The organism is Ruegeria sp. YKSD163 (genome assembly GCF_059612905.1).
The window spans coordinates 416,140-439,477 of record NZ_JBXWRM010000002.1 but is presented as its reverse complement, the minus strand read 5'-3'; the positions used below and the strand labels follow the sequence as shown (position 1 = coordinate 439,477).

Sequence of the window (23,338 nt, the reverse complement as noted above, 5' to 3'; positions counted from 1 at the left end):
CAATGCACCGCATATCGGCAAGCAGCAATCGCTCGTTCTGGGGCTGGGGCCGGGCGGATTTTGCCCTGACCCAACCCGAGACCGCGCTGATCGACGGTATAGCGCGCGCATTCGGACGCGACCCTTCTGCCATTGCGCCGGAACCCAAGATTGCCGATTTCGAGCTGCGGGCGCCGCGCGTGACCCCTCCGGAAAGTCTTGCCGAAATCGTTTCAGACAGCGCCCATGACCGGCTGTCGCACTCCTTTGGCAAAAGCACCGCCGACAATATCCGCATGGTGATGCGCCATGTGCCAGAGCCGGTTGACCTGGTCGCATTCCCAAAGACCGAAGAGCAGATCGCGGCGCTTCTCGACTGGGCCGGTTCGAATGATGTCGCGGTCATCCCCTATGGTGGCGGGTCGAGCGTCTGCGGCGGGGTCGAGCCTGATGTGGGGCCAGACTATCGCGGCACCGTTTGCGTGGACATGCAGAATTTCGACCGTGTTCTCGAGGTCGACCACCTGAGCCGCGCCGCGCGCATTCAGGCCGGGGTCTATGGCCCGGCGCTGGAAGAGCAGCTGCGCCCGCATGATCTGACGCTGCGGTTCTTTCCGCAGAGCTTTGAATTCTCGACCTTGGGGGGCTGGATCGCCACCCGTGCGGGTGGGCATTTTGCCACGCTGATGACCCATATCGACGATCTGGTCGAGGCGACCCGGATGGTCACACCAGCAGGCATCATGGAGACCCGGCGCCTGCCCGGCTCGGGGGCTGGCATCTCTGGTGACAGAATGGTTCTCGGGTCCGAAGGAAACCTGGGCCTTATCACCGAGGCCTGGATGCGCTTGCAGGACCGCCCGCGCTTTCGCGCCTCGGCTTCGGTGCGGTTCGACAGCTTTTTCGCGGCCGCCCAGGCCGTGCGCGCGCTTTCTCAATCAGGGCTCTATCCGACGAACTGCCGCTTGCTGGACGAGGCCGAGGTCGCGGCTTATGGCATCGGCGACGGCAAGAGCGCGACGCTGGTCCTGGGGTTTGAGAGCGCGGAGCATGCATTGGACCCGTGGATGGACCGGGCACTGGAGCTTATGGCCGATCATGGCGGGCGCTGGGATGTCGAGGCGGTGGCGGCTTCGCTCAGGGGCGGCGACGAACACCGCAAGGGCGCGGCGGGCGCCTGGCGCGAGTCCTTTATCCGCATGCCGTATTACCGAGACCGACTGACCCGGCTGGGGGTCATCGTCGATACGTTCGAATCCGCGATCACCTGGGACCGGTTCGAGGATTTCTATCGCAATGTCATGGCCGATGTCGGCGCCGCGATCAAACAGGCGACAGGCAAGCCGGGGCGGCTGAGTTGCCGCTTTACCCATGTATACCCCGATGGCCCGGCGCCCTATTTCACCTTCTACTGCGATGGCGGCGCGCCCGGCGACATGACCGGAGCCTTGGAGGCCTGGCGCAGTATCAAACAGGCCGCGAACGCCGCCGTCACCACGCATGGTGGCACGGTCACCCATCACCACGCGGTGGGCCGCGATCACCGTGGCGGCTATGAGGCGCAAAGCCCGGCCCTGATGCGAGCCGCGATTGCCGCGATGAAAAGCCGCTTCGACCCTGCGGGCATCCTCAACCCCGGCGTCTTGATCGACCCCGAGAACAGGCAGGTCGGTCGGCGCGGCGTGCTGATGACGCAACCATCCGAATGAACCCTCAAACGCCCCGGAACCGGGCACCACAGACAAGCAAGGAGAAGGCAATGGAAATCGTACCCATGACCACCGCGCTGGGCGCCGACATCTACAACGCGGATGTGCGCAACCCCGAGCATGTCGCCCGGATCAAGGACGCCTTTGCCAAATACTCGGTCCTGTCGATCCGCGATCAGAATCTCGAACCGGAGGAGCACATCGCCTTTGCCGAGGCGATCGGCAAGATCAACATCAACCGGTTCTTCACCCCGCTGGACACCCATCCGAACATCGCAATTGTTTTGAAGGAGAAGGACCAGAAGGGCGCGATCGGCGAGGTCTGGCATACCGACCATTCCTATGATGCCGAGCCGGCGCTGGGCTCGATCCTGAGCGCCAAGGAGATGCCCCCGGTGGGCGGCGACACCGCCTTCAGCTCGATGGCGGCGGCCTATGACGCCCTGTCGGACAGGTTCAAGAAAGTGCTGGAGGGGCTTGAGGCCTGGCACGGCACCTATCATGTCTTTGTCAACAGTCCGGCGGCCAAGAAGGCGCGGGAAGAGGGGCGGCTGAACGAAAACGCCATGCCCGAGCCGGATGTGAAACACCCGATGGTGATCCGGCATCCGCTGTCTGGGCGCCCGTGTCTGTTTGTCAATCCGCAGTTCACCACCCGTATCGACGGGATGTCCCCCACCGAATCCGACGCGATCCTGAACGGTATCTACCAGCATTGCCAACAGCCGGAATTCCAATGCCGCGTGCGCTGGCGCGAGGGCGATCTGACCATGTGGGACAACCGGTCGACCTGGCACAAGGCGATCAACGACTATCACGGGTACCGCCGCTACATGCACCGCATCACAATCGAAGGCTGCGCCCTGAGCGCCGCCTGAGCCTCACCTCGCATCGCCGATCCCGCCAAGGAGGTTTCCAATGTGTAAGACCCACGCAACCGACCATACCGCCGCCGCCAACCGGGCGGTACTGGACCTGCTGAACTTTGGCGACCGGCAGGATTTCGAGGATGCCAGTCGCGGCTTTGTCGCGACCTTTGACGAGGATGCGATCACCGGGGCCGAGGGCAAGATCGTTTTTGACCTGAAGCGCTTTGCGTTCATGCAGGGCGCGGCGCCCGATACCGTGAACCCCAGCCTGTGGCGGCAGGGTCAGTTGAACGCCATTCACGGGCTTTTCACCATCCACCCGCGCATCCATCAGGTGCGCAATGCCGATATCTCGAACATGACGCTGATCGCAGGTGACACCGGCTGGATCGTTATCGACCCGCTGTTGACCGTGGAAACCGCGCGCGCCTCGCTGGCACTGGCAAACCGGCATCTGGGCGAACGTCCGGTGGTGGCGGTGATCTATACCCATTCGCATGCCGACCATTTCGGCGGTGTGCGCGGTGTCGTCGATCAGGCGGATGTGGCGGCGGGCAAGGTGCCGATCATCGCCCCCGACGGGTTCATGGAATATGCGATCTCCGAAAACGTGCTGGCAGGCAACGCGATGAACCGGCGGGCGCAGTACCAGTTCGGCATGGGGTTGGACGCTGGCCCCCGGGGCCATGCCGGCTGTGGTCTGGGGCCTGCGGCCGGGACCGGTTCGATCAGCCTGATCCCGCCCACCGACACGGTGTACCGGACCGGGGAAACCCGGATCGTGGATGGGGTCGAGATCGAATTCCAGATGGCCAACGGGTCCGAGGCGCCCTCGGAGTTCATGTTCTATTTCCCGCAGTTCCGGGCGCTCTGTGCTTCCGAAGTCACCACGCATAACATGCACAACATCCTGACCCCGCGCGGTGCCGAGATCCGCAATACGCTGGGTTGGGCCAAGTATATCGACGAGTCGATCGCGCTTTTTGCCGAGCGGACCGACCTGATCTTTGCCTCGCATCACTGGCCGCAATGGGGTACCGAGCGTATTCGGGGTTTCCTGACCCGGCAACGCGATCTCTATCGCTTCATCCATGACGAGACGCTGCGGCTGGCCAATCACGGCCATACGATCCATGAGATCCCGGACATGGTGGAACTGCCCGAGGGGTTGCGGCACGATTTTGCCTGTCGTGGCTATTACGGCACGCTCAAGCACAACATCAAGGCGGTCTACCAGTTCTATCTGGGCTGGTGGGACGGCAATCCGGCGACCTATGATTGCCTGCCGCCCGCAGAAAGCGCCACCCGGCTGGTGCGCGCCATGGGCGGCGCCGACGCGGTACTGGCCGAAGGGCAGCGCGCCTATGACGAAGGCGATTATCGCTGGGCCGCCGAGATCCTGAACAAGCTGGTCTTTGCCGAACCGCAGAATACGGCGGCGCTCAAGCTTCAGGCCGATACGCTGGAACAGATGGGGTATCAGGCCGAGGCCGGAACATGGCGCAACATTTTCCTGCTGGGGGCACAGGAGCTGCGCGAGGGCATCCGCCCCTCGACCGTCAATACCTCGAACCCGGATGTGCTGTTCAACATGGGGGTGGGGATGGCGCTCGATTTCCTGGGCGTGAAGTTCAACGCGGCCAAGGTGCCGGGCGACTTTACCGTTCTGCTGAACTTCTCGGATAGCGGCCAGAGCCATCTGCTGGCCGCGCAGAACGGGGTGCTTGCCAACACCACCTATCACGATGGCACAGCGGACCTGGTCCTGACCCTGACCGAGGCGGCGTTCTTTCAAATGCTGGGGCAGATCGCCGGGGTCGAGGACCTGATCGGACGAGGCGTCCTGTCGATGCAGGGCGATGTCACGAAACTTGGCGCCCTTTTCGGCGCGCTGGATGCGTTCGACCCGAATTTCGCAATCGTGACGCCCTGAGGCCGTCGCGCCCGCTCCTCCCGGCAGCGCTCGGGAGGAGCGGGTCTGGTCCTAGCCGTCCTTGCCGACGCCGGCGGGATCCTGCACGTCGCGACCCAGTGCGGCCAGATCGGAATAACGGTCGCCGATACGGTGATGCGGCCGCCCGCGTGTCGCGGCGCCCAGCGCAACCACCAACTCGTCACAGGCGGGTGCGTCGTAGATCGAGAACTGCACCGTGAGGTAATGCGAGCGGCGGCCGGTATCGTGTTTGTCCATCAGCGGGATCTGGATCTGGGTGTTGGCCGGTCCGCGTGTGTTGGTAAAGCCCAGATAGCTTTTCGCGCCCACCGCCTCGCGATAGAAATTGCCGAATTGCAGTGTATGGATCAGCGCCGAGGCGTGCTCGACCTCGCAATTGGTGCCCGAGATACAGGCCTTGCCATAGGCCTCGATCGTGTCACCCGATCCGGCCAGCGCGATCAGGCGGTCGGTCAGCAGCTTGCCCAGAACCGGCGCCATGCGGCGGATCTCGGGCGAGAGATCCTCGACAAAGCCGCGCCCGGCCCAGGGGTTGGCCACCACCGCCGCGACCCCGATCATGCGCAGGACCGGGTCGGCGGCGCGGCCGCCCTCGGTGTGGATATCTTCGTCGAAAGTGACGACTTTTCTCAGTTCCGGAAGCATTGGGGGTCTCCTGTCAAACGGTGTATTCGGTGTGATCGGCAATGGAATGGACGATGCCGCTGCGTTCGGTGCCGTGGTAAATCCCGAAACTGCCATGGCGGTATTCGCGTTGATAGCGCGCCAGCATCGAGCGTTCGGTATCGTTGGCGACCTGATCCAGCGGCAGTGCGGCCAGGTCGTGATAGCGCATGCCCTCCGGCGCGGCGCCGCTGACCGTGCCGTGATAGACGATCGAATGCGCGCCGGTCTGGCTGTTCTGGAACACGGCATAAAGGTGGTCGAGCCGGGCGGTCAGGCCGCGACTGTCCATGTGCCGCACAAAGCCCGCGACCGTATTGTCGCGCGCGGGTGACTTGGGAACCGTCAGGGTGCCGTCTTGTGTCTCTTCCAGCAGGATGCGGTCGCCATCGGCCAGGACAGCGGCGATGACCCCGTTGGCATCCTTGGTCGCCGCGTCGGCCAGCCGGTTTTCCAACCCAAGGTCGAAATAGGCGCCGTTGTGGAAGCCAAGCGGTTTGCCCTCGGTCACCGCGTGGTTCAGCACGCGCCCGATCAGGATCAGGTGATCGCCGGCATCGACGAGCTTGTGCTGCGCACAGGCAAATGTCGCCAGCGCCCCGTTGATCAGCGGCAGCTCATGCGGGCCTGGATGCCAATGGTGGCCGGCGAATTTTTCGGTCGAACGCGAGGCGAACAGGCCCGAGATCTCTTTTTGCGCATCCGACAGGATGTTGACCGCGAAATGCGGCGCCTGGGCAAAGACATCGCAGCTATGCGCCGTCTTGGCGAGGCAGACCAGCAGCAGCGGCGGGTCGAGCGAGACCGAGGTGAAAGAATTGGCGGTAAAGCCGCGGGGTGTGCTATCCTCTTGCCGGGTGGTCAGCACGGTCACCCCGGTAGCGAACTGTCCAAAGGCGCGGCGCAGGTCGCGCCTTGCGTCCTCATCCAGCGGCGCGCTTTCTGCCAGCGTCTCGAGCAGCGCGTCATGCTCGCCCAGCCGGGGCGGGGCAGGCAGCGTGGGCGCCTCCTGCCCGGCAAAGCGCAGCGGATTGGCGGCCACGGTCCAGGGGGCATGGCCGGGTTCGGGATGGGGAATATGCGCCAGCATCTGCCGCGCCGCGATATGCGGATCGGCGGTGATATCGGCCACCGTGTTGAGCGGGCCAAAAGGCACGTGACCGCCCAGCAGCCCGGTCAGCTCCGCCTTGCTGCGGGTGGCGGTCCAGCCCGAGACGACCCGGTTGATCTCGCCTGCATTGGTGGACCGCCCGGCGCGGGTGGAAAATCGCGCATCACCGCCCAGATCGGGCCGGTTCATGATCGCGGTCAGCTTTTGCCAGAAACTGTCATCAACAATGCCCAACGCCACCTGACCATCGGCGGCGGGAAATAGGCCAAAGGGGGCCAGCAACGGGTGACCGTTGCCCTCGGGGCCCGGCACCTGTCCGGTCATGTCATGCAGATAGACCATCCGCTCACACATCGAGATCATCGCGTCATACATGGCGACGTCGACGAAACGGCCCTTGCCGGTCGCCTCGGCCTCGCGCAGGGCGGCGAGAATGCCAAAGGACATCATCATGCCGGCAAAGATATCGCCGATGCCGGGGCCGACCTTGGTGGGTGTCTCGGCATCGGGGCCGGTCATCGCCATCAGCCCGCCCATCGCCTGCGCCACCACGTCATAGGAGGGCCAGTCGGCATAGGGGCTGGCGCCGGTGCGCGGGTCGCCAAAGCCGCGAATGGCGGCATAGACCAGCCGGGGATTGGCCTCGGCGAGCGATTCATAAGAGAGGTCGAGACGGTCCATCACGCCGGGGCGGAAATTCTCCAGTACCACATCCGCCGTCGCCGCCAGCCTGCGAAAGGCCTTCTTGCCCTCAGGCGATTTCAGGTCCAGCCGGATGCTTTTCTTGCCCCGGTTCAGGCTGACGAAATAACCCGCCCAGTCATGGCCCGGATCGTCGGCGCGATAGGGGCCGTTGTTGCGGCTGGTGTCGCCGCTGCCGCCTTCGATCTTGATGACCTCGGCGCCGTGATCGGCCAGGAACATGCTGCAATAGGGGCCCGACAGCATGCGGCTGAGATCCAGCACGCGTATCCCCTTGAGGAGGGTACTGCTCATCCGTTTGCCCCCTTTGGCAAGCTGTCCAGAAATCGGCGCAGCGGGGTGTTGACGGCGGCCGGATCCTCGGCCAGCGCCATGTGGCGCAGACCCGGCAGGATCAGCGCCTGCGCGCCATCGATCTCGGCGGCGATGGCCCGGGTCATCTCGGGGCCGTTGCCATAATCCTCGTCCCCGGTGATCACCAATGCTGGGCAAGTAAGCGGCGGCACCGGGGCCGTGATCTCGTCGATGCCATCGGCCAGAACCCGGTAGATCCGGTGATAAACCTCCTTGCGGTTTGCCGTGACCCAGCCGCGCACGGTCACCATCATCGCCGGGTTGGCCTTGCGGAAACCTTCGGTGAACCAGCGTTCCAGCGCTGCTTCGACCGTTGATTGCGGACCCTCGTCGCGGGCCTGCTCGACCCGTGCGAGGATCGCGGCCTGCGCCTCGGCGCTGCGTTGGTGCGGCGAATGCAGGATGACCAGCGCGCGCGCGCGGTCGGGGCAGTCCTGCGCGAAGCGGCGCGCGATCATGCCGCCTAGCGAAAACCCAGCGATGACCGCATCGGCGAGACCGCAATAATCTAGCAGGCCCTGCAATTGGCGCGAAAAAAGCGAAAGGCTGGGGGTCTCGACCGGATCCGTCGACTCGCCATGGCCATAAAGGTCATAGCTGAGCACGCGATAGCAATCGGTCAGCGCCGGGCTGGTCCATTGCCAGCAGGCCCGGTTCAGCCCCAGACCATGGATCAGCACCACGCAGGGCGTATCTGCCGGGCCGGTAATCTCATAGGCGGTGCCGTCAGGTGCGACCGGCATCAGCCCTCTCCCCCCAGCGGTTTGTAGGCCATCACCTCGACCTCGACCCGGGCATCGACCAGCAGGTCGCTGACCACGGCCGAGCGGGTCGGCGGATCGTGCGGGAAATACTCGCCGTAAACCGCGTTGAAGCCGGGGAAATCACTGCGCGCGCGCAGCCAGACCATCGCCTTGACCACATCGTCGCGGGAGCACCCGGCGAGCGCGAGGGTGGCGGTGATGTCGTCAAGCACGGCGCGCGTCTGTTCCTCGACCGAGCCAGTGGTTATCGGCACACCGTCCCGCATCGGGATCTGGCCGGTCAGAAAGACAAAATCACCGGCCCGGATAGCGCGCGACAACGACAGCACCCTGCCACCGATTTCGAGGGGTCCGCCGATCACCTGTTTCTTGCTGCTGGTCACGTTTGCATCTCCTTTTGCGGCCAGCCTGCCCTGATCCCCAATCCTCAACTTAAGAATTTTCGACACATGGATGCCGATTTTTCGCACAACTCATCGCCGATTCGCCGCTTTGTATGAGACGAGAGACAAAAAGGGAGGACCGAGATGGCCGATATCCAGAGCTATCGGATGCTGATCGACGGCGCATGGGTCGATGCCTCGGACGGGGCGCTGTTCGACAGCACCAACCCCGCCGACGGCAAGGTATGGTGCCGGGTTCCCGAGGCCACCGAGGCGGATGTGAACCGGGCGGTCGAGGCGGCGCACCGCGCCTTTACCTCGGGGCCGTGGGCCAGAATGACACCGACCGAGCGAGGCAAGCATTTGCGGCGGTTGGGCGATCTGCTGGCCGACCGGTCCGAGGAACTGGGCCGGATCGAGTCGGTGGATACCGGCAAGATGCTCAAGGAAACCCGCTGGCAGGCGAAATACATCGCCGAGTTCTTTCACTTCTTCGCAGGCTGCGCCGACAAGGTCAGCGGTGAAACGCTGCCTATCGACAAGCCGGACATGTTTGTCTTTACCAAGCGTGAACCGCTGGGCGTGGTGGCCGCTGTGGTGCCCTGGAACAGCCAGCTGTTCCTGGTTGCGGTCAAGATCGGTCCGGCCCTGGCGGCGGGCAATACGGTGGTTCTGAAAGCCTCGGAACATGCCAGTGCGGCGATGCTGGAATTCGGCAAGCTGATCGAAGAGGCCGGTTTTCCGCCCGGGGTCGTGAACATTGTCACCGGGCACGGCGAACCCTGCGGGCGGGCGCTCACCGGGCATCCGCTGGTGGCGCGTGTCTCGTTCACCGGCGGGCCGAACGCTGCGCGTCACGTGCTCGAGAACGCCAAGCGCAACTTTGCCGAGGTCTCGCTGGAACTGGGGGGCAAATCGCCCTTTATTGTCTTTGAGGACGCCAATATCGAAAGCGCGGTCAACGCCTCAATCGCGGGCATCTTCGGCGCCACGGGGCAAAGCTGCGTCGCCGGGTCCCGGCTCTATTTGCACGAGGACATCGCCGATGAGTTCCTCGACGGGATGGTGGCGCAGGCGCGTGCCATCGTGATCGGGGATCCGCTGGCGGAAGAGACCCAGATGGGGCCGCTCTGCACCACCGGGCAACTGGAGCATATCCAGCGCGAGGTCGCCCATGCGCAATCCGAGGGCGGCACCGTGCTGACCGGCGGCAAGCAGCCCGAGGGGCTGGACGGTCTCTACTACGAACCTACGATCATCGACTGCCCGCGCCAGGACCTGCGCATCGTCGATACCGAACTGTTCGGCCCGGTCCTGAGCGTCCAGCGTTTCCGCACCGAAGAAGAGGTTCTGGCGCTGGCCAATGACTCTGAACACGGGTTGGCGGCGGGAATATTCACCCGTGACAGCGCCCGCTCGCTCAGGATGGCGGGCGCGGTGCGCGCGGGCATCGTCTGGGTCAACACCTATCGCGTGGTCTCTCCCATTGCCGAATTTGGCGGCATCAAGGGATCCGGTTATGGCCGCGAAAGCGGGTTTCAGGCGATCTACGATTACACCCGGCCCAAGACGGTTTGGATGAACACATCCGACGAACCCATGGCCAACCCCTTTGTCATGCGCTGAGCGAGAGCCCGGAAAGGAACACGGACAATGAAATTCCAACTTGCCATCAACCTGGAACGGATCGACGACAGTCTCGACATGAACGACGTCGCGCGCCACACGCTTGAAATGGTGCAAATGGCCGAAGAGGGCGGTTTCGACATCGTCTGGGCCGCAGAACATCACGCCATCGAGATGACGATCGCGCCGAACCCGTTCCAGATCCTGACCTGGTGGGCCGGAGAGACCAGCAATATCCGGCTGGGCACCGCGGTCGCCACGGCGGCCTATTGGCACCCCATCAACCTCGCGGGCGAGGCCGCGTTTCTCGACCTGATCAGCGGCGGGCGGCTGGAATTCGGCATCGGCTCGGGCGCCTATCAGCGCGAGTTCGACCGGATGAAACCGGGGCTCAAGCAATCCGATGCCTGGCGCTACATGCAGGAAATGCTGCCGGCGGTACGCGCGCTGTGGCAGGGCGATTATGCCCATGACGGCGAGTATTGGCAGTTCCCGACCTCGACCTCGGTGCCCAAGCCGGTACAGGCCGACATGCCGGTCTGGGTCGCCGCGCGTTCGCCCATCACTTATGACTATGCCGTGCGCAACCGCTGCCACATCAACTGCTGGCCATTGACCCGGCCCTTTGCCGAGGCAGAGCTTTACAAGCGGCAGCTGGATGAGGCCATCGCCAAGGCCGATAACGGCTGGTCGCCGCGTTTCGCGCTGATGCGTCACGCCTGCATCTATGACAATGCCGCCGACCGCCAGCAGGCGCTGGACGCCATCCGGCGCCTGTTGTCGCAATTCGAGAACCTGTTCCGCAATGCCGGCGACGTGGTCAACGGCTTCCCCGCCGCACTGCCGCTGGATCAGATCGCGGGCCGCGAGCAATACGACCCCGAGATGCTGGAAGAGAACCTGATGTTCGGCTCGCCTGAAACCGCCATCGGCAAGCTGAAACAGTACGAGGACCTGGGCGTGAACGAGTTCATCTATTACGCCTCGATGGGGCTGGATCATGACGCGCAGAAACGATCGCTCAAGATGTTCTGCAATGAAGTCATGCCGGAATTCCGGTAATGGAGGATACCCCGATGAGTGAGGGCGTCAGCACCCGCCGTGACGGCCATGTTCTTGAGGTCACGCTGTCGCGCGGCAAGGTCAACGCCATCGACGTGCCAACCAGTCAGGCGCTGGCGGCGGCGTTTCAGGAATTGCACGAGGACAAGGAATTGCGCTGTGCGATCCTGACCGGTGGCGGCGACAAGATCTTCAGCGCGGGCTGGGATCTGAAGGCGCTGAACGCGGGCGAGATGCAGCTTGATAACTGGTGGGAGAGCGACGACTACGGCTTTGGCGGATTTACCGGCCTGACCGAAAACTGGGCGCTGAACAAGCCGGTGATCGCCGCGATCAACGGGTTGGCCATCGGCGGCGGGTTCGAGATGGCGATGGCTTGTGATTTGCTGATCGCCGCCGACCACGTGGAATTCGGCCTGCCGGAAATGCCGCTGGGCATCGTGCCGGATGCGGGCGCGTTGCAACGTTTGCCCCGGCGCATTCCACATAACATCGCGATGGAGATGTTCCTGCTGGGCCGCCGCATGTCCGCGACCGAGGCCGCCCATTATGGTCTGGTCAACAAGGTGGTGCCCAGGGAACAACTGATGGATGCGGCCCGCGAATGGGCGGCCTCGATCGCCTGGTCGGCGCCCTTGGCCATGCAATCGGTGAAAGAGGTTCAGCGCGAGATCGAATGCGTGCCGCTGGAACAGGCGTTCCACAAGATGCGCACCGACCCGATGCCGACCTATCGCAAGATGCTGAAATCCGACGATGCGGCCGAAGGCGTGGCCGCCTTTGTCGAGAAGCGCGAACCCAGGTTCAAAGGCGAATGATGTATCCCGATCCCTCATCCATCACCCGCGTCGCCAGTATCGGTGGCGGTCCCATCGGCGGCGGTTGGGCCGCGCATTTTCTGGCGCGGGGATATGACGTCACCAGCTATCTGCACGACCCGGCCGAGGAGGGGGCGTTTCGCACCATCCTTGATACCGCCTGGATCAGCCTGACCGCATTGGGGCTTGCTCCGGGCGCGTCGCTTGAACGGTTGCGCGTCGTTCATGACCTCGACGCGGCGGTCGAGGGGGCGGGGTTCATCCAGGAAAGCGCGCCCGAAAATCTGGCGATGAAACAGGCCCTTTATCACCGGCTGGGGCGCATCGTGCCCGAAACAGTGGTGATCGGCTCCTCGACCTCGGGCCTGATGATGACCGACATTCAGGCCAATTGCGAAACGCCGGGGCGCACGGTGATCGGGCATCCGTTCAACCCGCCCTATCTGCTGCCGCTGGTCGAGATTGTCGGCGGCGAGAAAACCGACCCGGCGGCGGTAGAATGGGCCGGCGAATTCTATCGCGTCGCGGGCAAGGCGCCGCTGATGATGAAAAAGGAGATCCCCGGCTTCGTGGCAACGCGGCTGCAAGAGGCGCTGTGGCGCGAGGCGCTGCACATGGTCGCCAATGGCGAGGCCACGCCCGAGGATATCGACATCGCGCTGATGAACGGCCCGGCGCCGCGCATGGTCAGCCAGGGGCAATGCATGGCGTTTCACGTCGCCTGCGGCGCGGGTGGTATGGCCACCAATCTGGATCAGTTCGGCCCGGCGCTGAAACTGCCCTGGACCCGGCTTGAGGCGCCCGAACTGACGCAGGAGTTGCGCGACCGCATGGTCGATGGTTGCAACGCCGTCGCCGGTGACCGGCATTTTGCCGACATGGCGGCACAGCGCGACCGCGAGATCGTTGCCGTGCTCAATGCCCTTCGCGCGGCGCGAGAGGCGCCTTAGAGCGCTTGTCCCCCGAATTGAGCGCGTGCAGGAAATCCGACAGGGTGCCGGGCCATGTCGGCGCGGTCTCGTTCGACGGCCAGGCTTCGCGATACTCTGACGGCCTGCGCCCGAAGAACTTGCTGAACGAATACGAGAAATGCGACAGCGTGTTGAAGCCGGAGGCGGTGGCGATCTCGCGTACGCTGAGTTCGGTGGCGATCAGCAGGACGCGAGCGTTCTGCAACCGGCGCAGCAGGCCGAACTGAACCACGGTGCAGCCCACATGTTTCTTGAACTGCCGCTCAAGCTGGCGTTGTGACACGTCCAGCGCGTCGGCGATCTGGGGCACGGTCAGCGGCTCTTCGATGTTGCGTTCGATCAGGGTCATCGCCTGCCGCACCAGCGGCAGGATCGATTCCGTCCCGCGCCCCATGGTCCGGCGCTGCGAGGACGATCCCTTGCGGATCGGGTTGTGCAGCATCTGGTCGGCGATCTCGCCTGAGAAACTGGCCCCGTGCGACTGCTCGATCAACCGCAGCATCAGGTCGACCCCCGCCATGCCGCCGGCGCAGGTCATGATACGTCCGTCGATGGTAAACAGTTGTTCGACAACGGAAATCTGGTCGAACTTCTCCTGAAATCCGTTGATCCAGGACCAATGCGTCGTGGCCTCCTTGCCATCCATCAGACCGGCGCGCGCGACAAGATAGCAGCCAAGCTCGACCGCGCAGATGCGCTCGCCCCGCCGGGCCCGCTTGCGCAGCCACGAGGCAAGCGCCTTGTTCTGGTAATGCTCACCGCCCCAGCTGGCCAGCACAAAGACCTGATCGGCCGGTGCGGTCTGGTCCGGCTCGACATCCAGCTGCACCCGCACCCCATTGCTGGCGCCAAGGTTCTGCCCGTCGAATGAGGTCACCTCCCACGAGAACAGCCGCTCGGAAGACAGGTAATTCCCGATCCGCATGGTTTCGATCATCGTGATCAGGGTCGTCAGGTTGAACCGTGGCACCACCACAAAAACCGAATGGATCTGGCCTCTCTCCTGAGGGGGCAACAAGTCGAGTTGCATGATATTTCCTGTCACTACATTTACTTGCACCTTATCAATATTTTTCGACATCAGCACCCTAAATACGGCGAATAATCGACAGTTTTTGGGGGGATCCGGCCAGCACACTGGAAAAAACAACAGGGAAATGATTGCATGAACCACGATGTCGTGCTGACCTGCGCCGTTACCGGCGCCGGGGATACAACCGGTAAAAGCCCGCATGTCCCGGTTACGCCCAAGGCGATTGCCGAGGCCGCGATCGAGGCCGCCAGGGCGGGCGCGGCTATCGTCCATCTCCATGCCCGCGACCCGGAAACCGGCCAGGGTTCGCGAGATCCGAAGCTGTTCAAGGAGATCGTCGACCGTGTGCGCGACAGCGGTACCGATGTGGTGATCAACCTGACCGCGGGTATGGGGGGTGACTGGATTTCCGACCCCGCCAACCCGGCCATGCCCGGACCGGGCACCGACATGATCGGGCCCGAGGCGCGATTGGCCCATGTCGAGGAATGCCGCCCCGATATCTGTTCGCTGGATTGCGGGACGCTGAATTTCTCGGACACCGACATGATCTACATCTCGACCCCGCCGACGCTGCGCCGGATGGCGGCGCTGGTGCAGGAATGGGGGGTGAAGCCCGAGCTGGAAGTGTTCGATCTGGGCCATATCCGTTTTGCCAAGGCGATGATCGCCGAGGGGCTGATCGACGCGCCGCCGATGTTCCAGCTGTGCTTGGGTATCCCCTGGGGCGCGGATCAGGATGTCGAAACCATGGTGGCGATGAAATCGCAACTGCCAGCGGGGGCCAGCTGGGCCAGTTTCGGCATCGGACGCGGCCAGATGCCGATGGCCGCCGCCGCCGTGGCGCTGGGCGGCAATGTCCGCGTCGGGCTGGAGGACAACATCTATCTCGATCGCGGTGTGCTGGCGACCAACGGCCAACTGGTGACCCGCGCGCGAGAGATTATCGAGCGCATGGGCGCCCGCCTGCTGACACCGAACGAGGCCCGCGCCAAGCTGAACCTGCGCGGGGCGGAGGGGTAAATGGCCGACGCGTTCTCTGGCGGCAGCCTGCGGATCGAAGGCGTGTCGAAATATTTCGGGGCGTTCCGGGCCGTCAACTCGGTCGATCTGGAAATCCGCAAGGGAGAGTTCCTGACCCTGCTGGGCCCTTCGGGCTCGGGCAAGACGACGCTGTTGATGATGATCGCGGGGTTTCTGGACATCACCAGCGGCGATATCGCGCTGGATGGAAGCTCGATCGCCGAAGTGCCCGCCGAGAAGCGCAACTTTGGCATGGTGTTTCAGGGTTATGCCCTGTTCCCGCATATGACCGTGCGCGACAATATCGGCTATGCGCTGAGCGTGCGCAAACGGCCCGAGGCCGAGATCCGGGCCCGTGTCGACGAGATGCTGGAACTGGTCCAGTTGCAGGATTTCGCCAACCGCAAGCCCGGCCAGCTCTCGGGCGGTCAGCAACAGCGGGTGGCGCTGGCGCGGGCGCTGTGTTTCGCGCCGCCGGTCCTGCTGCTGGACGAGCCGCTTGGCGCGCTGGACAAGAAATTGCGGGTCGAGGTGCAGGAACAACTCAAGGACATTCACCGCCGGGTCGGCACGACCTTCATCTATGTCACCCACGACCAGGAAGAGGCGCTGTCGATGTCCGACCGCATCGTCATCATGCGCGACGGCGCCATCGAACAGGTGGGCTCTCCGCAAGAGTTGTACGAGCGGCCCGCAACCCGTTTTGCCGCCAGTTTCCTGGGCAAGTCGAATTTCATTCACCAGAACGGCCGGGCCTATGCGCTGCGCCCCGAGAAGATCGACATTCACCTGGGCAGCGGTCACCCGCAGGCCCGTCGCAGCGGAACCATCACCAGCATCACCTATTTCGGGTCGATGCAGCGGATCATCGTCGAGACGACCGAGGCCGAACAGATCGAGGTGGATATCGACGTCTGGCGCAACCGGCAGCCCCTGCACGAGGGCGAGACCGTCGAACTGAGCTGGCAGGACGCGGCGGCGGTGGAGCTGAACGAAAGTTGAATGAGCATCCAAAGAACGCCGTTCAAGGCGTCACAACAATCGCCCGGCAAAGCCTTGGGCATCTGACACGGAGGACGAAATGCAAGACAAGCAATTCATGAAGGAAATGCTCACCGAAAGCGCCCATGCCTACAAGGAAGGGCGTATGGATCGGCGCACCTTTCTGGCGCTTTGCGGTGCCTCGGGTATCGCCATGAACGCCGTACTGGCGGGCGACGCGCAGGCGGCGGCTGACCATGTGGTGATGTGGAACTGGGGTGGCCAGTCGGTCGAATGCCACGGCTCGGCTATTGGAGAGGCCTTTACCGCGGCCACCGGCAAAGGGGTGAAATTCGACACTTCCGGCCCGCTCGAAGGCAAGATCAAGGAGATGGTGGACAGCGGCAACGTGACCGCCGATGTGGCCGATGCCGACCTGTTCAACGCCGTGTCGCTTGGGCCGACCGGGCATCTGGAGCCCATCGACTATTCCATCGTCAGCAAGGACAAGACCCTGCCGGGCTATGCGCTGGAACACGGGGTCTCGGTTATCCTTTATGGCTATGCCTTCGTCTATGACACCGAGGCCTATGGCGACAACCCGCCCAAGGATTGGAAGGACTTCTTTGACACCGCCAATTTCCCGGGCACGCGGTCGCTGTACAAATGGGCGAACGGCTCTCTCGAGGCGGCGCTGATGGCCGATGGCGTCGCCGGTGACGCGCTTTATCCGCTCGACATGGAGCGGGCGCTGAACAAGATCAAGTCGATCAAGGATGACAGCATCTATTGGGGCTCGGGTTCCGAAGTGCATTCGATGGTGGTCAACGGCGAGGTCACCATGGCCATGATCTGGCAGAACCGCGGCCGCAACATCGAAAACGATACCGATGGCCGCTTCAAGCTGGTCAACAACCAGGCCATGGCCATGCCCGGCGCCTATATCGTGCCCAAGGGCAACCCGGCGGGCCGCGAGGCGGTGATGCAGTTCATCGCCACCGCGCAGGAGGTGCCGGCGCAGCTCATGCTGCTCGACTGCCTTGGCATGACCCCGTCGAACCCGGCGGCCTTTGGCGAAATCCCCGAGGATCAGCAGCCCTATGCGATCACCTCGGCGATGAACATCGACAAGATCGTCTACAACGACCCGACATGGTGGGGCGAGAATGGCGGTGACGCGGTGAACGCCTTCCTCGAGGCGATCAGCTAGGGCCCTGAGGCCGCGCCTGTCGCCAGTGGTAGGCGCGGCCCTTCGGAACACGGACATGAACGCAGTGGCAAGACATATCCATCCCGGCTGGGCCATCATCGCGCCGCTTCTGGTGCTTGTGGTCGCGCTGTATCTCGGCCCGATCCTGAACATCATGTGGCTGAGCGTGACCGATCCCGAGCCGGGGCTGGGCAATTATCGCAAGCTTTATGAAAGCGACTCGCTGTTGCGGATCGTCTGGACCACCCTGCGCATCTGCGTGATCACGACCGTGTTCAGCGTGACGCTGGGCTATTCCATCGCCTATGCGATGGTGCACTGCCACCAGAGGCAGAAGAATTACATGCTGACCCTGCTGCTGGTCTCGTTCTGGATCTCGATCCTGGTGCGGACCTTTTCCTGGCTGATGCTGCTGGGGCGCAACGGGCTGGTCAACAACACGCTTGAGACACTTGGCCTGGTCTCGGCGCCGATCGCCTTCATGCGCAACGAGTTGGGGGTGCTGATCGGCATGGTGCATTACATGATCCCCTATGCGGTGCTACCGCTGCTGGTCAGCATGCAATCGCTCGATAGCCGGGTCATGGATGCCTCGCGCAATCTCGGCGCCAGCGGCAGCCAGACTTTCTGGCGCATCTACCTGCCGCTGACCCTGCCGGGCATCGTGGCCTCGACCCTTCTGGTGTTCATCCTCAGCCTCGGGTTTTACGTCACCCCGGCGGTGCTGGGTGGGGGCAAGGTGCTGATGGTGGCCGAATACATCTCGGTCCAGTTGCTCGTCACCCTGAAATGGGGCACGGCGGCGATGCTGGCTGTACTGATGCTGGCCGGGGTTCTGGCCATGCTCTGGATCATGTCGCGCTTCATGAAGCTCAGCGCCGTCTTCGGGGGCAGCACGCGATGAGACCTGGTCTGTTTTCGCTCTTCAACCGCGCCGGCGCCTGGGTGCTGCTGCTGTTCCTGGTGACACCGGCGCTGATCGCCATCCCGGTTTCACTGACGCCCAAACGGTTCCTGTCGATGCCCAAGGACGAGCTGTCCTTGCGGCATTTCCAACACCTCTTCACCAGCGAGGAATGGTTGTCGAGTTTCTTCCAGAGCGGGGTCATTGCCTTGTCGACCTCGGTACTGGCCACTTTTCTGGGCACGCTCTGCGCCATCGGCCTGTGGCGGGTCTCGTCCAAATACAGCGAGCTTGTGCGCGCTTTCCTGCTGCTGCCACTGATCATCCCCCAGATCATCTCGGCCATGGCCTTTTACCGGCTCTGGATCCCGCTGGGCCTCTTGGACAGCTATCCCGGACTGATCCTGGCCCATACGATCCTGGCAGCACCCATGGTCCTGATCACGGTCAGCGCCTCGCTCGCCACCTTTGACCCCCGGTTGGAACAGGCGTCAAAGAACCTCGGCGCGTCGAACTGGACCACGATGCGGCGGGTCATCCTGCCCTCGATCCGGCCCGGTGTCTTTGCCGGGGCACTCTTTGCCTTCATCCTGAGCTGGGATGAGATCGTCGTGACGCTCTTCATCTCCAAGTTCAGCGTCTACACCCTGCCGCGCCGCATGTGGAACGGCATCCGCGAGAACACCGACCCGACCGTGGCCGCCGCGGCCGTGGTTCTGATCGCCATCACGATCATCGCCTTCGTCGTCTCGGCCCTCCTGTCGCGGCGCAATGCAGGCGAGAGCCGAAGTTGAGAAAGGTTCCGACATGAACATGGAAACCAGCCACGAACATGAATTGCTGACCGCCACCGTTCGCAAGTTCGTGGAAACCGAAATGATGCCGCACGAGGACGAGGTCGACCGCCTGGGCCACGTCCCCGAAGAGATCGGCCGCCAGATCGAGGCGCGCGCGCACGAGCTTGGCCTGTTTGCCTGTAACCTGCCCGAAGAGGTCGGCGGCGGCGGTCTTGACCTGTCGGCGCAGCGCATCATCGAGCAGGAATTCGGCAAGACCACCCATGCCCTGCACAGCTGGGCCGCGCGGCCGACCGAGATCCTGCTGGCCTGCGAAGGCGAACAGCGCGAGAAATACCTGCTGCCCTGCGTGCGCGGCGAGAAACGCGAATTGTTCGCCCTGACTGAGCCCGACGCCGGGTCGGATGCGATGGGCATGAAATCGAACGCCCGGCGTGATGGCGACGACTGGATCCTGAACGGCTCCAAGCATTTCATCTCGGGCCCCTGCATGCCCGATTTCGCCATCGTCTTCGCCGCCACCGGTGCCGATGACACCCCGCGCGGGCCGCGCAAGCGCGTCACCGCCTTTCTGGTCGATGTGGGCACACCCGGTTTCGTCTGTCGCGAGGGCACCAGATCGGTCAGCTATCGCGGCTACAAGACGTTTGAGCTGCATTTCGACAATGTCCGCCTTGGCCCCGGCCAGATCCTGGGCGAAGAGGGCAGGGGGTTCGAGATTGCCGGTCAGTGGCTGGGCATGGGGCGCATCTGGGTTGGCGCTTCCTGCTGTGGCAAGGCCGAGCGCATACTGGACATGGCGACGGAATGGGCTGCCAATCGCCGTCAGTTCGGCCAGCCGATCGGGTCCTTCCAGGCCACCGGATTCCGGCTGGCCGACGGGGCGATGAACCTGCGCGCTGCCAACCTGATGGTGACGGATGCGGTTGCCCGCCACCAGTCGGGCCGGATGGCCGATCAGGACGCGGCGATGGTCAAGGTGTTCTGCTCGGAAATGCTGGGCCGGATCGCCGATGACGCGGTGCAGATTTTCGGCGGCATGGGGCTGATGGAGGAATTGCCGGTTCAACGCCTGTGGCGCGACAGCCGGCTGGAACGGATCTGGGACGGTACCAGCGAGATCCAGCGCCACATCATCACTCGTGCGATGCTGAGGCCGCTTGGTGCATGAGGCCGGCGCAGCGTGAGAATTTCCGGCGCCTTCTGACACCGCGCCATATCGCCTTTGTTGGCGGGCGCGATGCGGCGATTGCCATTCGCGAGGCGCGCAGGCGCGGCTTTGCCGGGCGGATGTGGGCGGTGAACCCCAAACGTGACACGCTGGAAGGGGTGGCTTGCGTTCCCACCATCGCCGATCTGCCCGAGGCCCCCGATGCGGTCTATCTGGCCATCCCTGCCGCCGCGGTTACGGGCGCGCTGGGGCAATTGGCGGCGATGGGCGCGGGCGGTGTTGTCTGCTTCTCCGCCGGGTTCAAGGAAACCGGCGACGCGGCCGCCGAGCGGGCGCTGATCGCGGCGGCGGGCGACATGGCGCTGATCGGGCCCAATTGTTACGGGCTGATCAACTATGTTGGCAATTCGGCGCTGTGGTCGTTTGAACATGGCGGTTGGTCGCCGGGATACGGAGCCGCGATCATCACTCAATCGGGCATGTTCTCGTCCGATATCACCATGAGCCAGCGCTCGCTGCCGATGGCCTATATGGTGTCGGCGGGCAATCAGGCGGTTCTGGGGCTCGAGGATTTTCTGAACGCTTTTGCGAGTGACCCGGCGGTGCGCGCCATCGGCCTGCATATCGAGGGTTTGCAGGATGTCGCCCGGTTCGAGCGCGCAGCACTGCGGGCGCTGGATCGCGGTGTGCCGGTCGTGGCGCTGAAATCCGGCAGTTCCCGGATCGGGTCGACACTGACGATCAGCCATACCGGCTCGCTGTCCGGGGCGAACGAGCTTTACGAGGCGCTGTTTGCACGCTGCGGCGTGATCTCGGTAAGCAACCCGTCGCAGTTTCTGGAAACGCTCAAGCTCTTGTGCGTGACCGGCGCGCCGCGCGGTGCGAGGGTGGCGGGGTTCACCTGTTCAGGCGGTGGGGCCACGATGCTGGCCGATCATGCCGAAAAGATCGGCCTGAGCTTTCCTGCCATTGAGGGCGCAGATCGCGCCGAACTGAAGGCCTTTCTGCCCGAGATCGCCACAGTCTCGAACCCGCTGGACTATACGACGCCGATCTGGGGTCAGGCCGAACACACTTATCCGGTGTTTTCCCAAACGCTGAGGGCGGTGGCGCCTGATTTCACCGTGCTGGTACAGGATTACCCCGCCTTGGGGCTGGACGATTCCAAGGTATTCTATCTGAACGACGCCAGTGCCTTTGCCCGCGCCGCCACTGAACAACAGGTGCCTGCCGCGATCCTGGCCACCATTCCCGAGAACATGGATATCGAGACCCGCCAGATGCTGATCGAACAGGGCGTCGCCCCGATGCAGGGCATTCACGAGGCTCTGAACGCCATCCGTGACGCGGCAGGCTGGAGCGCGGCGCGGGCGCGGATCCTGTCCGCCAAGCCCGCGCCACTGCTGCCTCCGCAAGCCCCAGCCAACTTGGTTGGGCAGACCGAAGATATCGGCAAGGACTGGCTGTGCGGAGCAGGGGGTGCGGTGCCCGAGGGCCGTGCTGTTACCGCCCGGGAGGTGGAGAGCGCGGCAGCGGAAATCGGCTTTCCGGTCGCGCTCAAGATGATGAGCCCGCGCCTGGCCCACAAGACCGAGGCCGGGGCCGTCGCGCTGAACCTTGCCAACCCGGTCGAGTTGCAAGCGGCGCTTGCGCAAATGCCCGGCGCGGTCGCCGCCTATGACCCGGATGCGGTCACCGACCGTTTCCTGGTCGAGGCAATGTCGCCGCCCCCGCTGGCCGAGCTGATCCTGACCCTGCGGCGCGACCCGCAGTTCGGGCATGCGCTGGTGCTTGGCAGCGGCGGCGTTCTGGTCGAGCTTCTGCGCGATGCGGTGACATTGCTTCTGCCCTGCAGTGTCGATGAGGTGAAGCAGGGGCTAGAGGGGTTGCGCCTGGCCCCGCTGCTCGGCGGATATCGTGGGCGCCCTGCCGCCGATCTGGCGCAGGTTGCTGGCGCTATCCACGCCCTGTCGGATGCCTATCTGCAAGACTGCGCCGAGATCGCCGAGGTCGAGATCAACCCGCTTTTCGTCTATCCTGACCGGGTGGTGGCCATCGACGTGCTGTTGCATCGCGTGGCCGGGGACTAGCCATGCGCATTCCAAACCCGGATCTGGCCGTCGATGACAGCAACAAGCAGCGCTGGAACAGGCCCGCCCACCGGCGCCACGGGTTCCATAATGCGCATCACCTGTTCCGGCGCACGCTGATGGTGCGGTCGCGCAATGTGCTGCCGTTGGTGCCGTCTCCGATCGACCTGCCGGCGGCCTTGCCGGAGCTGCGCGCGCTGCTGGCGCATCCGGCTTTCTCCGCCCTTTGCTGCCTGAGTGGCGACGCTCTGATCTTCGAGGACGCAGCGGATGATTTCAGCCCGGCAGCGCCGCATTCGATCCAGTCGGTGACCAAGCTGCATATCCACCTGATCTTTGGCCGCCTGTTGGCACAGGGACTGGTTTCGCTTGATGCGCCCGTTGCGGCCTACTTGCCGGAGATCGGTAGCGGCTATGCGCATGCGCCGGTGGGCGCATTGCTCGACATGGCGGTACACAACGATTTCTCCGAGGATTATTCTGATCCGCAATCGGATTGTTATACCGAGGAAATCGCGCTTGGCTGGCGTCTGCCGCCCGAAGGTGCGCCCGAGCCGAGCCTGGCCCTGTTTGCCGCCGGGATCACCGGGTTCCGGCCCGGCCCGCCACCTGCGCTCGCCGAATACAAGTCGGCCAATACCGATGTGCTGACCCTGATTGCGGCGGCGGTGTCACCGGTGCCGCTGGCTCGGATGGTTGAGGAAATCGCCGATGCGGCGGGATATGAGGGCGCGTTTCACATCAGTCTTAGTCCCGAACACCTGCCCGCTTTTTCCGGGGGAGGTTGCCTGAGCGCCCGCGACCTGGCGCGGTTCGGGCTGCTGTTTGCGGGGATTTCGGACAACGCCGCCTATCCGAATGCCGAGTTCCTGCGTGCCTGTCTGGGGCGCATCGCGCCACGGCTGGCGCCGCCGCGCGACTGGCTGCGCTATTCGGGGCACCTGATGACCGACGGGCGCCTGTTGGGCCATGCCGGCTATGGCGGGCAGTTCCTGCTCGTCGATAGCGAAACCGGAACCTCCTGTGCGCTGCTCAGCGTGCTGGAAAACGATTCCGGATACGATATGGACTATATGTCCCAGGTGGCATTCTGCCTGAAGCGTGTTTGCGAATATCTGGCCTGAGCGCGAGACACCCAAAGGCAGGCCAATGCGGTCCATCAAT

At 63.8% G+C, this 23,338-nt stretch carries 20 protein-coding genes; 15 read left to right on the top strand and 5 right to left on the bottom strand.

Going from position 1 to position 23,338, the window contains the following annotated elements; genetic code table 11:
• The first annotated feature begins 2 nt into the window (after positions 1-2).
• From AC2FNA_RS04945 to AC2FNA_RS04935, 3 genes are read left to right on the top strand one after another with little or no spacing between them, the layout of a single operon-like run.
• On the top strand, positions 3-1,688 hold the full coding sequence (locus AC2FNA_RS04945; protein WP_496824922.1) for an FAD-binding oxidoreductase: 1,686 nt from the start codon (positions 3-5) through the stop codon (positions 1,686-1,688).
• Positions 1,689-1,738: 50 nt separating this feature from the next.
• Positions 1,739-2,566 (top strand): TauD/TfdA dioxygenase family protein, encoded by an 828-nt coding sequence (locus tag AC2FNA_RS04940; RefSeq protein WP_496824921.1) that lies wholly within the window; start codon positions 1,739-1,741, stop codon positions 2,564-2,566.
• Positions 2,567-2,606: 40 nt separating this feature from the next.
• Positions 2,607-4,490 carry an alkyl/aryl-sulfatase gene (locus tag AC2FNA_RS04935; RefSeq protein ID WP_496824919.1) on the top strand — a complete coding sequence of 628 codons (1,884 nt, stop codon included), beginning with the start codon at positions 2,607-2,609 and terminating at the stop codon, positions 4,488-4,490.
• A gap of 51 nt (positions 4,491-4,541) precedes the next feature.
• Here the strand turns inward: AC2FNA_RS04935 and AC2FNA_RS04930 are convergent, their stop codons facing one another.
• From AC2FNA_RS04930 to AC2FNA_RS04915, 4 genes are read right to left on the bottom strand one after another with little or no spacing between them, the layout of a single operon-like run.
• Positions 4,542-5,156, bottom strand: a complete 615-nt coding sequence (locus AC2FNA_RS04930; RefSeq protein WP_496824917.1) for an amino acid synthesis family protein — start codon at positions 5,154-5,156, stop codon at positions 4,542-4,544.
• A 13-nt stretch (positions 5,157-5,169) separates the two neighbouring features.
• Positions 5,170-7,281 carry a CoA transferase gene (locus AC2FNA_RS04925; RefSeq protein WP_496824915.1) on the bottom strand — a complete coding sequence of 704 codons (2,112 nt, stop codon included), beginning with the start codon at positions 7,279-7,281 and terminating at the stop codon, positions 5,170-5,172.
• On the bottom strand, positions 7,278-8,084 hold the full coding sequence (locus AC2FNA_RS04920) for an alpha/beta fold hydrolase (RefSeq protein ID WP_496824914.1): 807 nt from the start codon (positions 8,082-8,084) through the stop codon (positions 7,278-7,280). The genes AC2FNA_RS04925 and AC2FNA_RS04920 overlap by 4 nt, the downstream gene beginning before the upstream one ends.
• On the bottom strand, positions 8,084-8,488 hold the full coding sequence (locus AC2FNA_RS04915) for a RidA family protein (protein ID WP_496824913.1): 405 nt from the start codon (positions 8,486-8,488) through the stop codon (positions 8,084-8,086). The genes AC2FNA_RS04920 and AC2FNA_RS04915 overlap by 1 nt, the downstream gene beginning before the upstream one ends.
• A 144-nt stretch (positions 8,489-8,632) precedes the next feature.
• On the opposite strand from AC2FNA_RS04915, the gene AC2FNA_RS04910 reads away from it, so the two are divergent.
• The 4 genes from AC2FNA_RS04910 to AC2FNA_RS04895 are packed head-to-tail and all read left to right on the top strand — an operon-like array spanning position 8,633 to position 12,944.
• The gene (locus tag AC2FNA_RS04910; protein WP_496824911.1) at positions 8,633-10,114 is read left to right on the top strand and encodes an aldehyde dehydrogenase; all 1,482 of its coding nucleotides are present in this window, start codon (positions 8,633-8,635) and stop codon (positions 10,112-10,114) included.
• Positions 10,115-10,141: 27 nt separating this feature from the next.
• Positions 10,142-11,176, top strand: a complete 1,035-nt coding sequence (locus tag AC2FNA_RS04905; RefSeq protein WP_496824909.1) for an LLM class flavin-dependent oxidoreductase — start codon at positions 10,142-10,144, stop codon at positions 11,174-11,176.
• Between the two features lie 14 nt (positions 11,177-11,190).
• Complete coding sequence (locus AC2FNA_RS04900; RefSeq protein WP_496824907.1) at positions 11,191-11,994, top strand: carnitinyl-CoA dehydratase; 804 nt, start codon at positions 11,191-11,193, stop codon at positions 11,992-11,994.
• Positions 11,991-12,944, top strand: a complete 954-nt coding sequence (locus AC2FNA_RS04895) for a 3-hydroxyacyl-CoA dehydrogenase NAD-binding domain-containing protein (RefSeq protein WP_496824905.1) — start codon at positions 11,991-11,993, stop codon at positions 12,942-12,944. Before AC2FNA_RS04900 ends, AC2FNA_RS04895 begins: the two co-directional genes overlap by 4 nt.
• On the opposite strand, the gene AC2FNA_RS04890 is transcribed toward AC2FNA_RS04895, so the two are convergent.
• The gene (locus AC2FNA_RS04890; RefSeq protein WP_496824903.1) at positions 12,910-13,995 is read right to left on the bottom strand and encodes a GlxA family transcriptional regulator; all 1,086 of its coding nucleotides are present in this window, start codon (positions 13,993-13,995) and stop codon (positions 12,910-12,912) included. The genes AC2FNA_RS04895 and AC2FNA_RS04890 overlap by 35 nt on opposite strands.
• Before the next feature lie 135 nt (positions 13,996-14,130).
• On the opposite strand from AC2FNA_RS04890, the gene AC2FNA_RS04885 reads away from it, so the two are divergent.
• From AC2FNA_RS04885 to AC2FNA_RS04850, 8 genes are all read left to right on the top strand, one after another.
• Positions 14,131-15,021, top strand: coding sequence for a beta-keto acid cleavage family enzyme (locus AC2FNA_RS04885; protein ID WP_496824901.1), 891 nt, complete (start codon positions 14,131-14,133; stop codon positions 15,019-15,021).
• Positions 15,022-16,023: an ABC transporter ATP-binding protein gene (locus AC2FNA_RS04880; protein WP_496824899.1), complete on the top strand. Its 1,002-nt coding sequence runs from the start codon at positions 15,022-15,024 to the stop codon at positions 16,021-16,023. It abuts the gene before it with no gap.
• A 97-nt stretch (positions 16,024-16,120) separates the two neighbouring features.
• Entirely contained in the window at positions 16,121-17,212 is a 1,092-nt protein-coding gene (locus AC2FNA_RS04875; protein ID WP_230981742.1) for an extracellular solute-binding protein, read from the top strand.
• 55 nt (positions 17,213-17,267) lie between these two features.
• Positions 17,268-18,116, top strand: a complete 849-nt coding sequence (locus tag AC2FNA_RS04870; protein ID WP_496824897.1) for an ABC transporter permease — start codon at positions 17,268-17,270, stop codon at positions 18,114-18,116.
• Positions 18,113-18,910 (top strand): ABC transporter permease, encoded by a 798-nt coding sequence (locus AC2FNA_RS04865; protein WP_496824895.1) that lies wholly within the window; start codon positions 18,113-18,115, stop codon positions 18,908-18,910. The genes AC2FNA_RS04870 and AC2FNA_RS04865 overlap by 4 nt, the downstream gene beginning before the upstream one ends.
• A 13-nt stretch (positions 18,911-18,923) precedes the next feature.
• Entirely contained in the window at positions 18,924-20,084 is a 1,161-nt protein-coding gene (locus AC2FNA_RS04860; protein WP_496824893.1) for an acyl-CoA dehydrogenase family protein, read from the top strand.
• Complete coding sequence (locus AC2FNA_RS04855) at positions 20,081-22,174, top strand: acetate--CoA ligase family protein (RefSeq protein ID WP_496824891.1); 2,094 nt, start codon at positions 20,081-20,083, stop codon at positions 22,172-22,174. The genes AC2FNA_RS04860 and AC2FNA_RS04855 overlap by 4 nt, the downstream gene beginning before the upstream one ends.
• Before the next feature lie 2 nt (positions 22,175-22,176).
• Positions 22,177-23,298 (top strand): serine hydrolase, encoded by a 1,122-nt coding sequence (locus tag AC2FNA_RS04850; RefSeq protein WP_496824890.1) that lies wholly within the window; start codon positions 22,177-22,179, stop codon positions 23,296-23,298.
• Positions 23,299-23,338 lie beyond the last annotated feature (40 nt).

Excerpts from the sequence above, each read along its gene's own strand:
- AC2FNA_RS04945 (WP_496824922.1), top strand. The coding sequence starts at position 3 with ATGCACCGCATATCGGCAAGCAGCAATCGCTCGTTCTGGGGCTGGGGC.
- AC2FNA_RS04940 (WP_496824921.1), top strand. The coding sequence starts at position 1,739 with ATGGAAATCGTACCCATGACCACCGCGCTGGGCGCCGACATCTACAAC.
- AC2FNA_RS04935 (WP_496824919.1), top strand. The coding sequence starts at position 2,607 with ATGTGTAAGACCCACGCAACCGACCATACCGCCGCCGCCAACCGGGCG.
- AC2FNA_RS04930 (WP_496824917.1), bottom strand. The coding sequence starts at position 5,156 with ATGCTTCCGGAACTGAGAAAAGTCGTCACTTTCGACGAAGATATCCAC.
- AC2FNA_RS04925 (WP_496824915.1), bottom strand. The coding sequence starts at position 7,281 with ATGAGCAGTACCCTCCTCAAGGGGATACGCGTGCTGGATCTCAGCCGC.
- AC2FNA_RS04920 (WP_496824914.1), bottom strand. The coding sequence starts at position 8,084 with ATGCCGGTCGCACCTGACGGCACCGCCTATGAGATTACCGGCCCGGCA.
- AC2FNA_RS04910 (WP_496824911.1), top strand. The coding sequence starts at position 8,633 with ATGGCCGATATCCAGAGCTATCGGATGCTGATCGACGGCGCATGGGTC.
- AC2FNA_RS04905 (WP_496824909.1), top strand. The coding sequence starts at position 10,142 with ATGAAATTCCAACTTGCCATCAACCTGGAACGGATCGACGACAGTCTC.
- AC2FNA_RS04900 (WP_496824907.1), top strand. The coding sequence starts at position 11,191 with ATGAGTGAGGGCGTCAGCACCCGCCGTGACGGCCATGTTCTTGAGGTC.
- AC2FNA_RS04895 (WP_496824905.1), top strand. The coding sequence starts at position 11,991 with ATGATGTATCCCGATCCCTCATCCATCACCCGCGTCGCCAGTATCGGT.
- AC2FNA_RS04890 (WP_496824903.1), bottom strand. The coding sequence starts at position 13,995 with ATGCAACTCGACTTGTTGCCCCCTCAGGAGAGAGGCCAGATCCATTCG.
- AC2FNA_RS04885 (WP_496824901.1), top strand. The coding sequence starts at position 14,131 with ATGAACCACGATGTCGTGCTGACCTGCGCCGTTACCGGCGCCGGGGAT.
- AC2FNA_RS04880 (WP_496824899.1), top strand. The coding sequence starts at position 15,022 with ATGGCCGACGCGTTCTCTGGCGGCAGCCTGCGGATCGAAGGCGTGTCG.
- AC2FNA_RS04875 (WP_230981742.1), top strand. The coding sequence starts at position 16,121 with ATGAAGGAAATGCTCACCGAAAGCGCCCATGCCTACAAGGAAGGGCGT.
- AC2FNA_RS04870 (WP_496824897.1), top strand. The coding sequence starts at position 17,268 with ATGAACGCAGTGGCAAGACATATCCATCCCGGCTGGGCCATCATCGCG.
- AC2FNA_RS04865 (WP_496824895.1), top strand. The coding sequence starts at position 18,113 with ATGAGACCTGGTCTGTTTTCGCTCTTCAACCGCGCCGGCGCCTGGGTG.
- AC2FNA_RS04860 (WP_496824893.1), top strand. The coding sequence starts at position 18,924 with ATGAACATGGAAACCAGCCACGAACATGAATTGCTGACCGCCACCGTT.
- AC2FNA_RS04855 (WP_496824891.1), top strand. The coding sequence starts at position 20,081 with ATGAGGCCGGCGCAGCGTGAGAATTTCCGGCGCCTTCTGACACCGCGC.
- AC2FNA_RS04850 (WP_496824890.1), top strand. The coding sequence starts at position 22,177 with ATGCGCATTCCAAACCCGGATCTGGCCGTCGATGACAGCAACAAGCAG.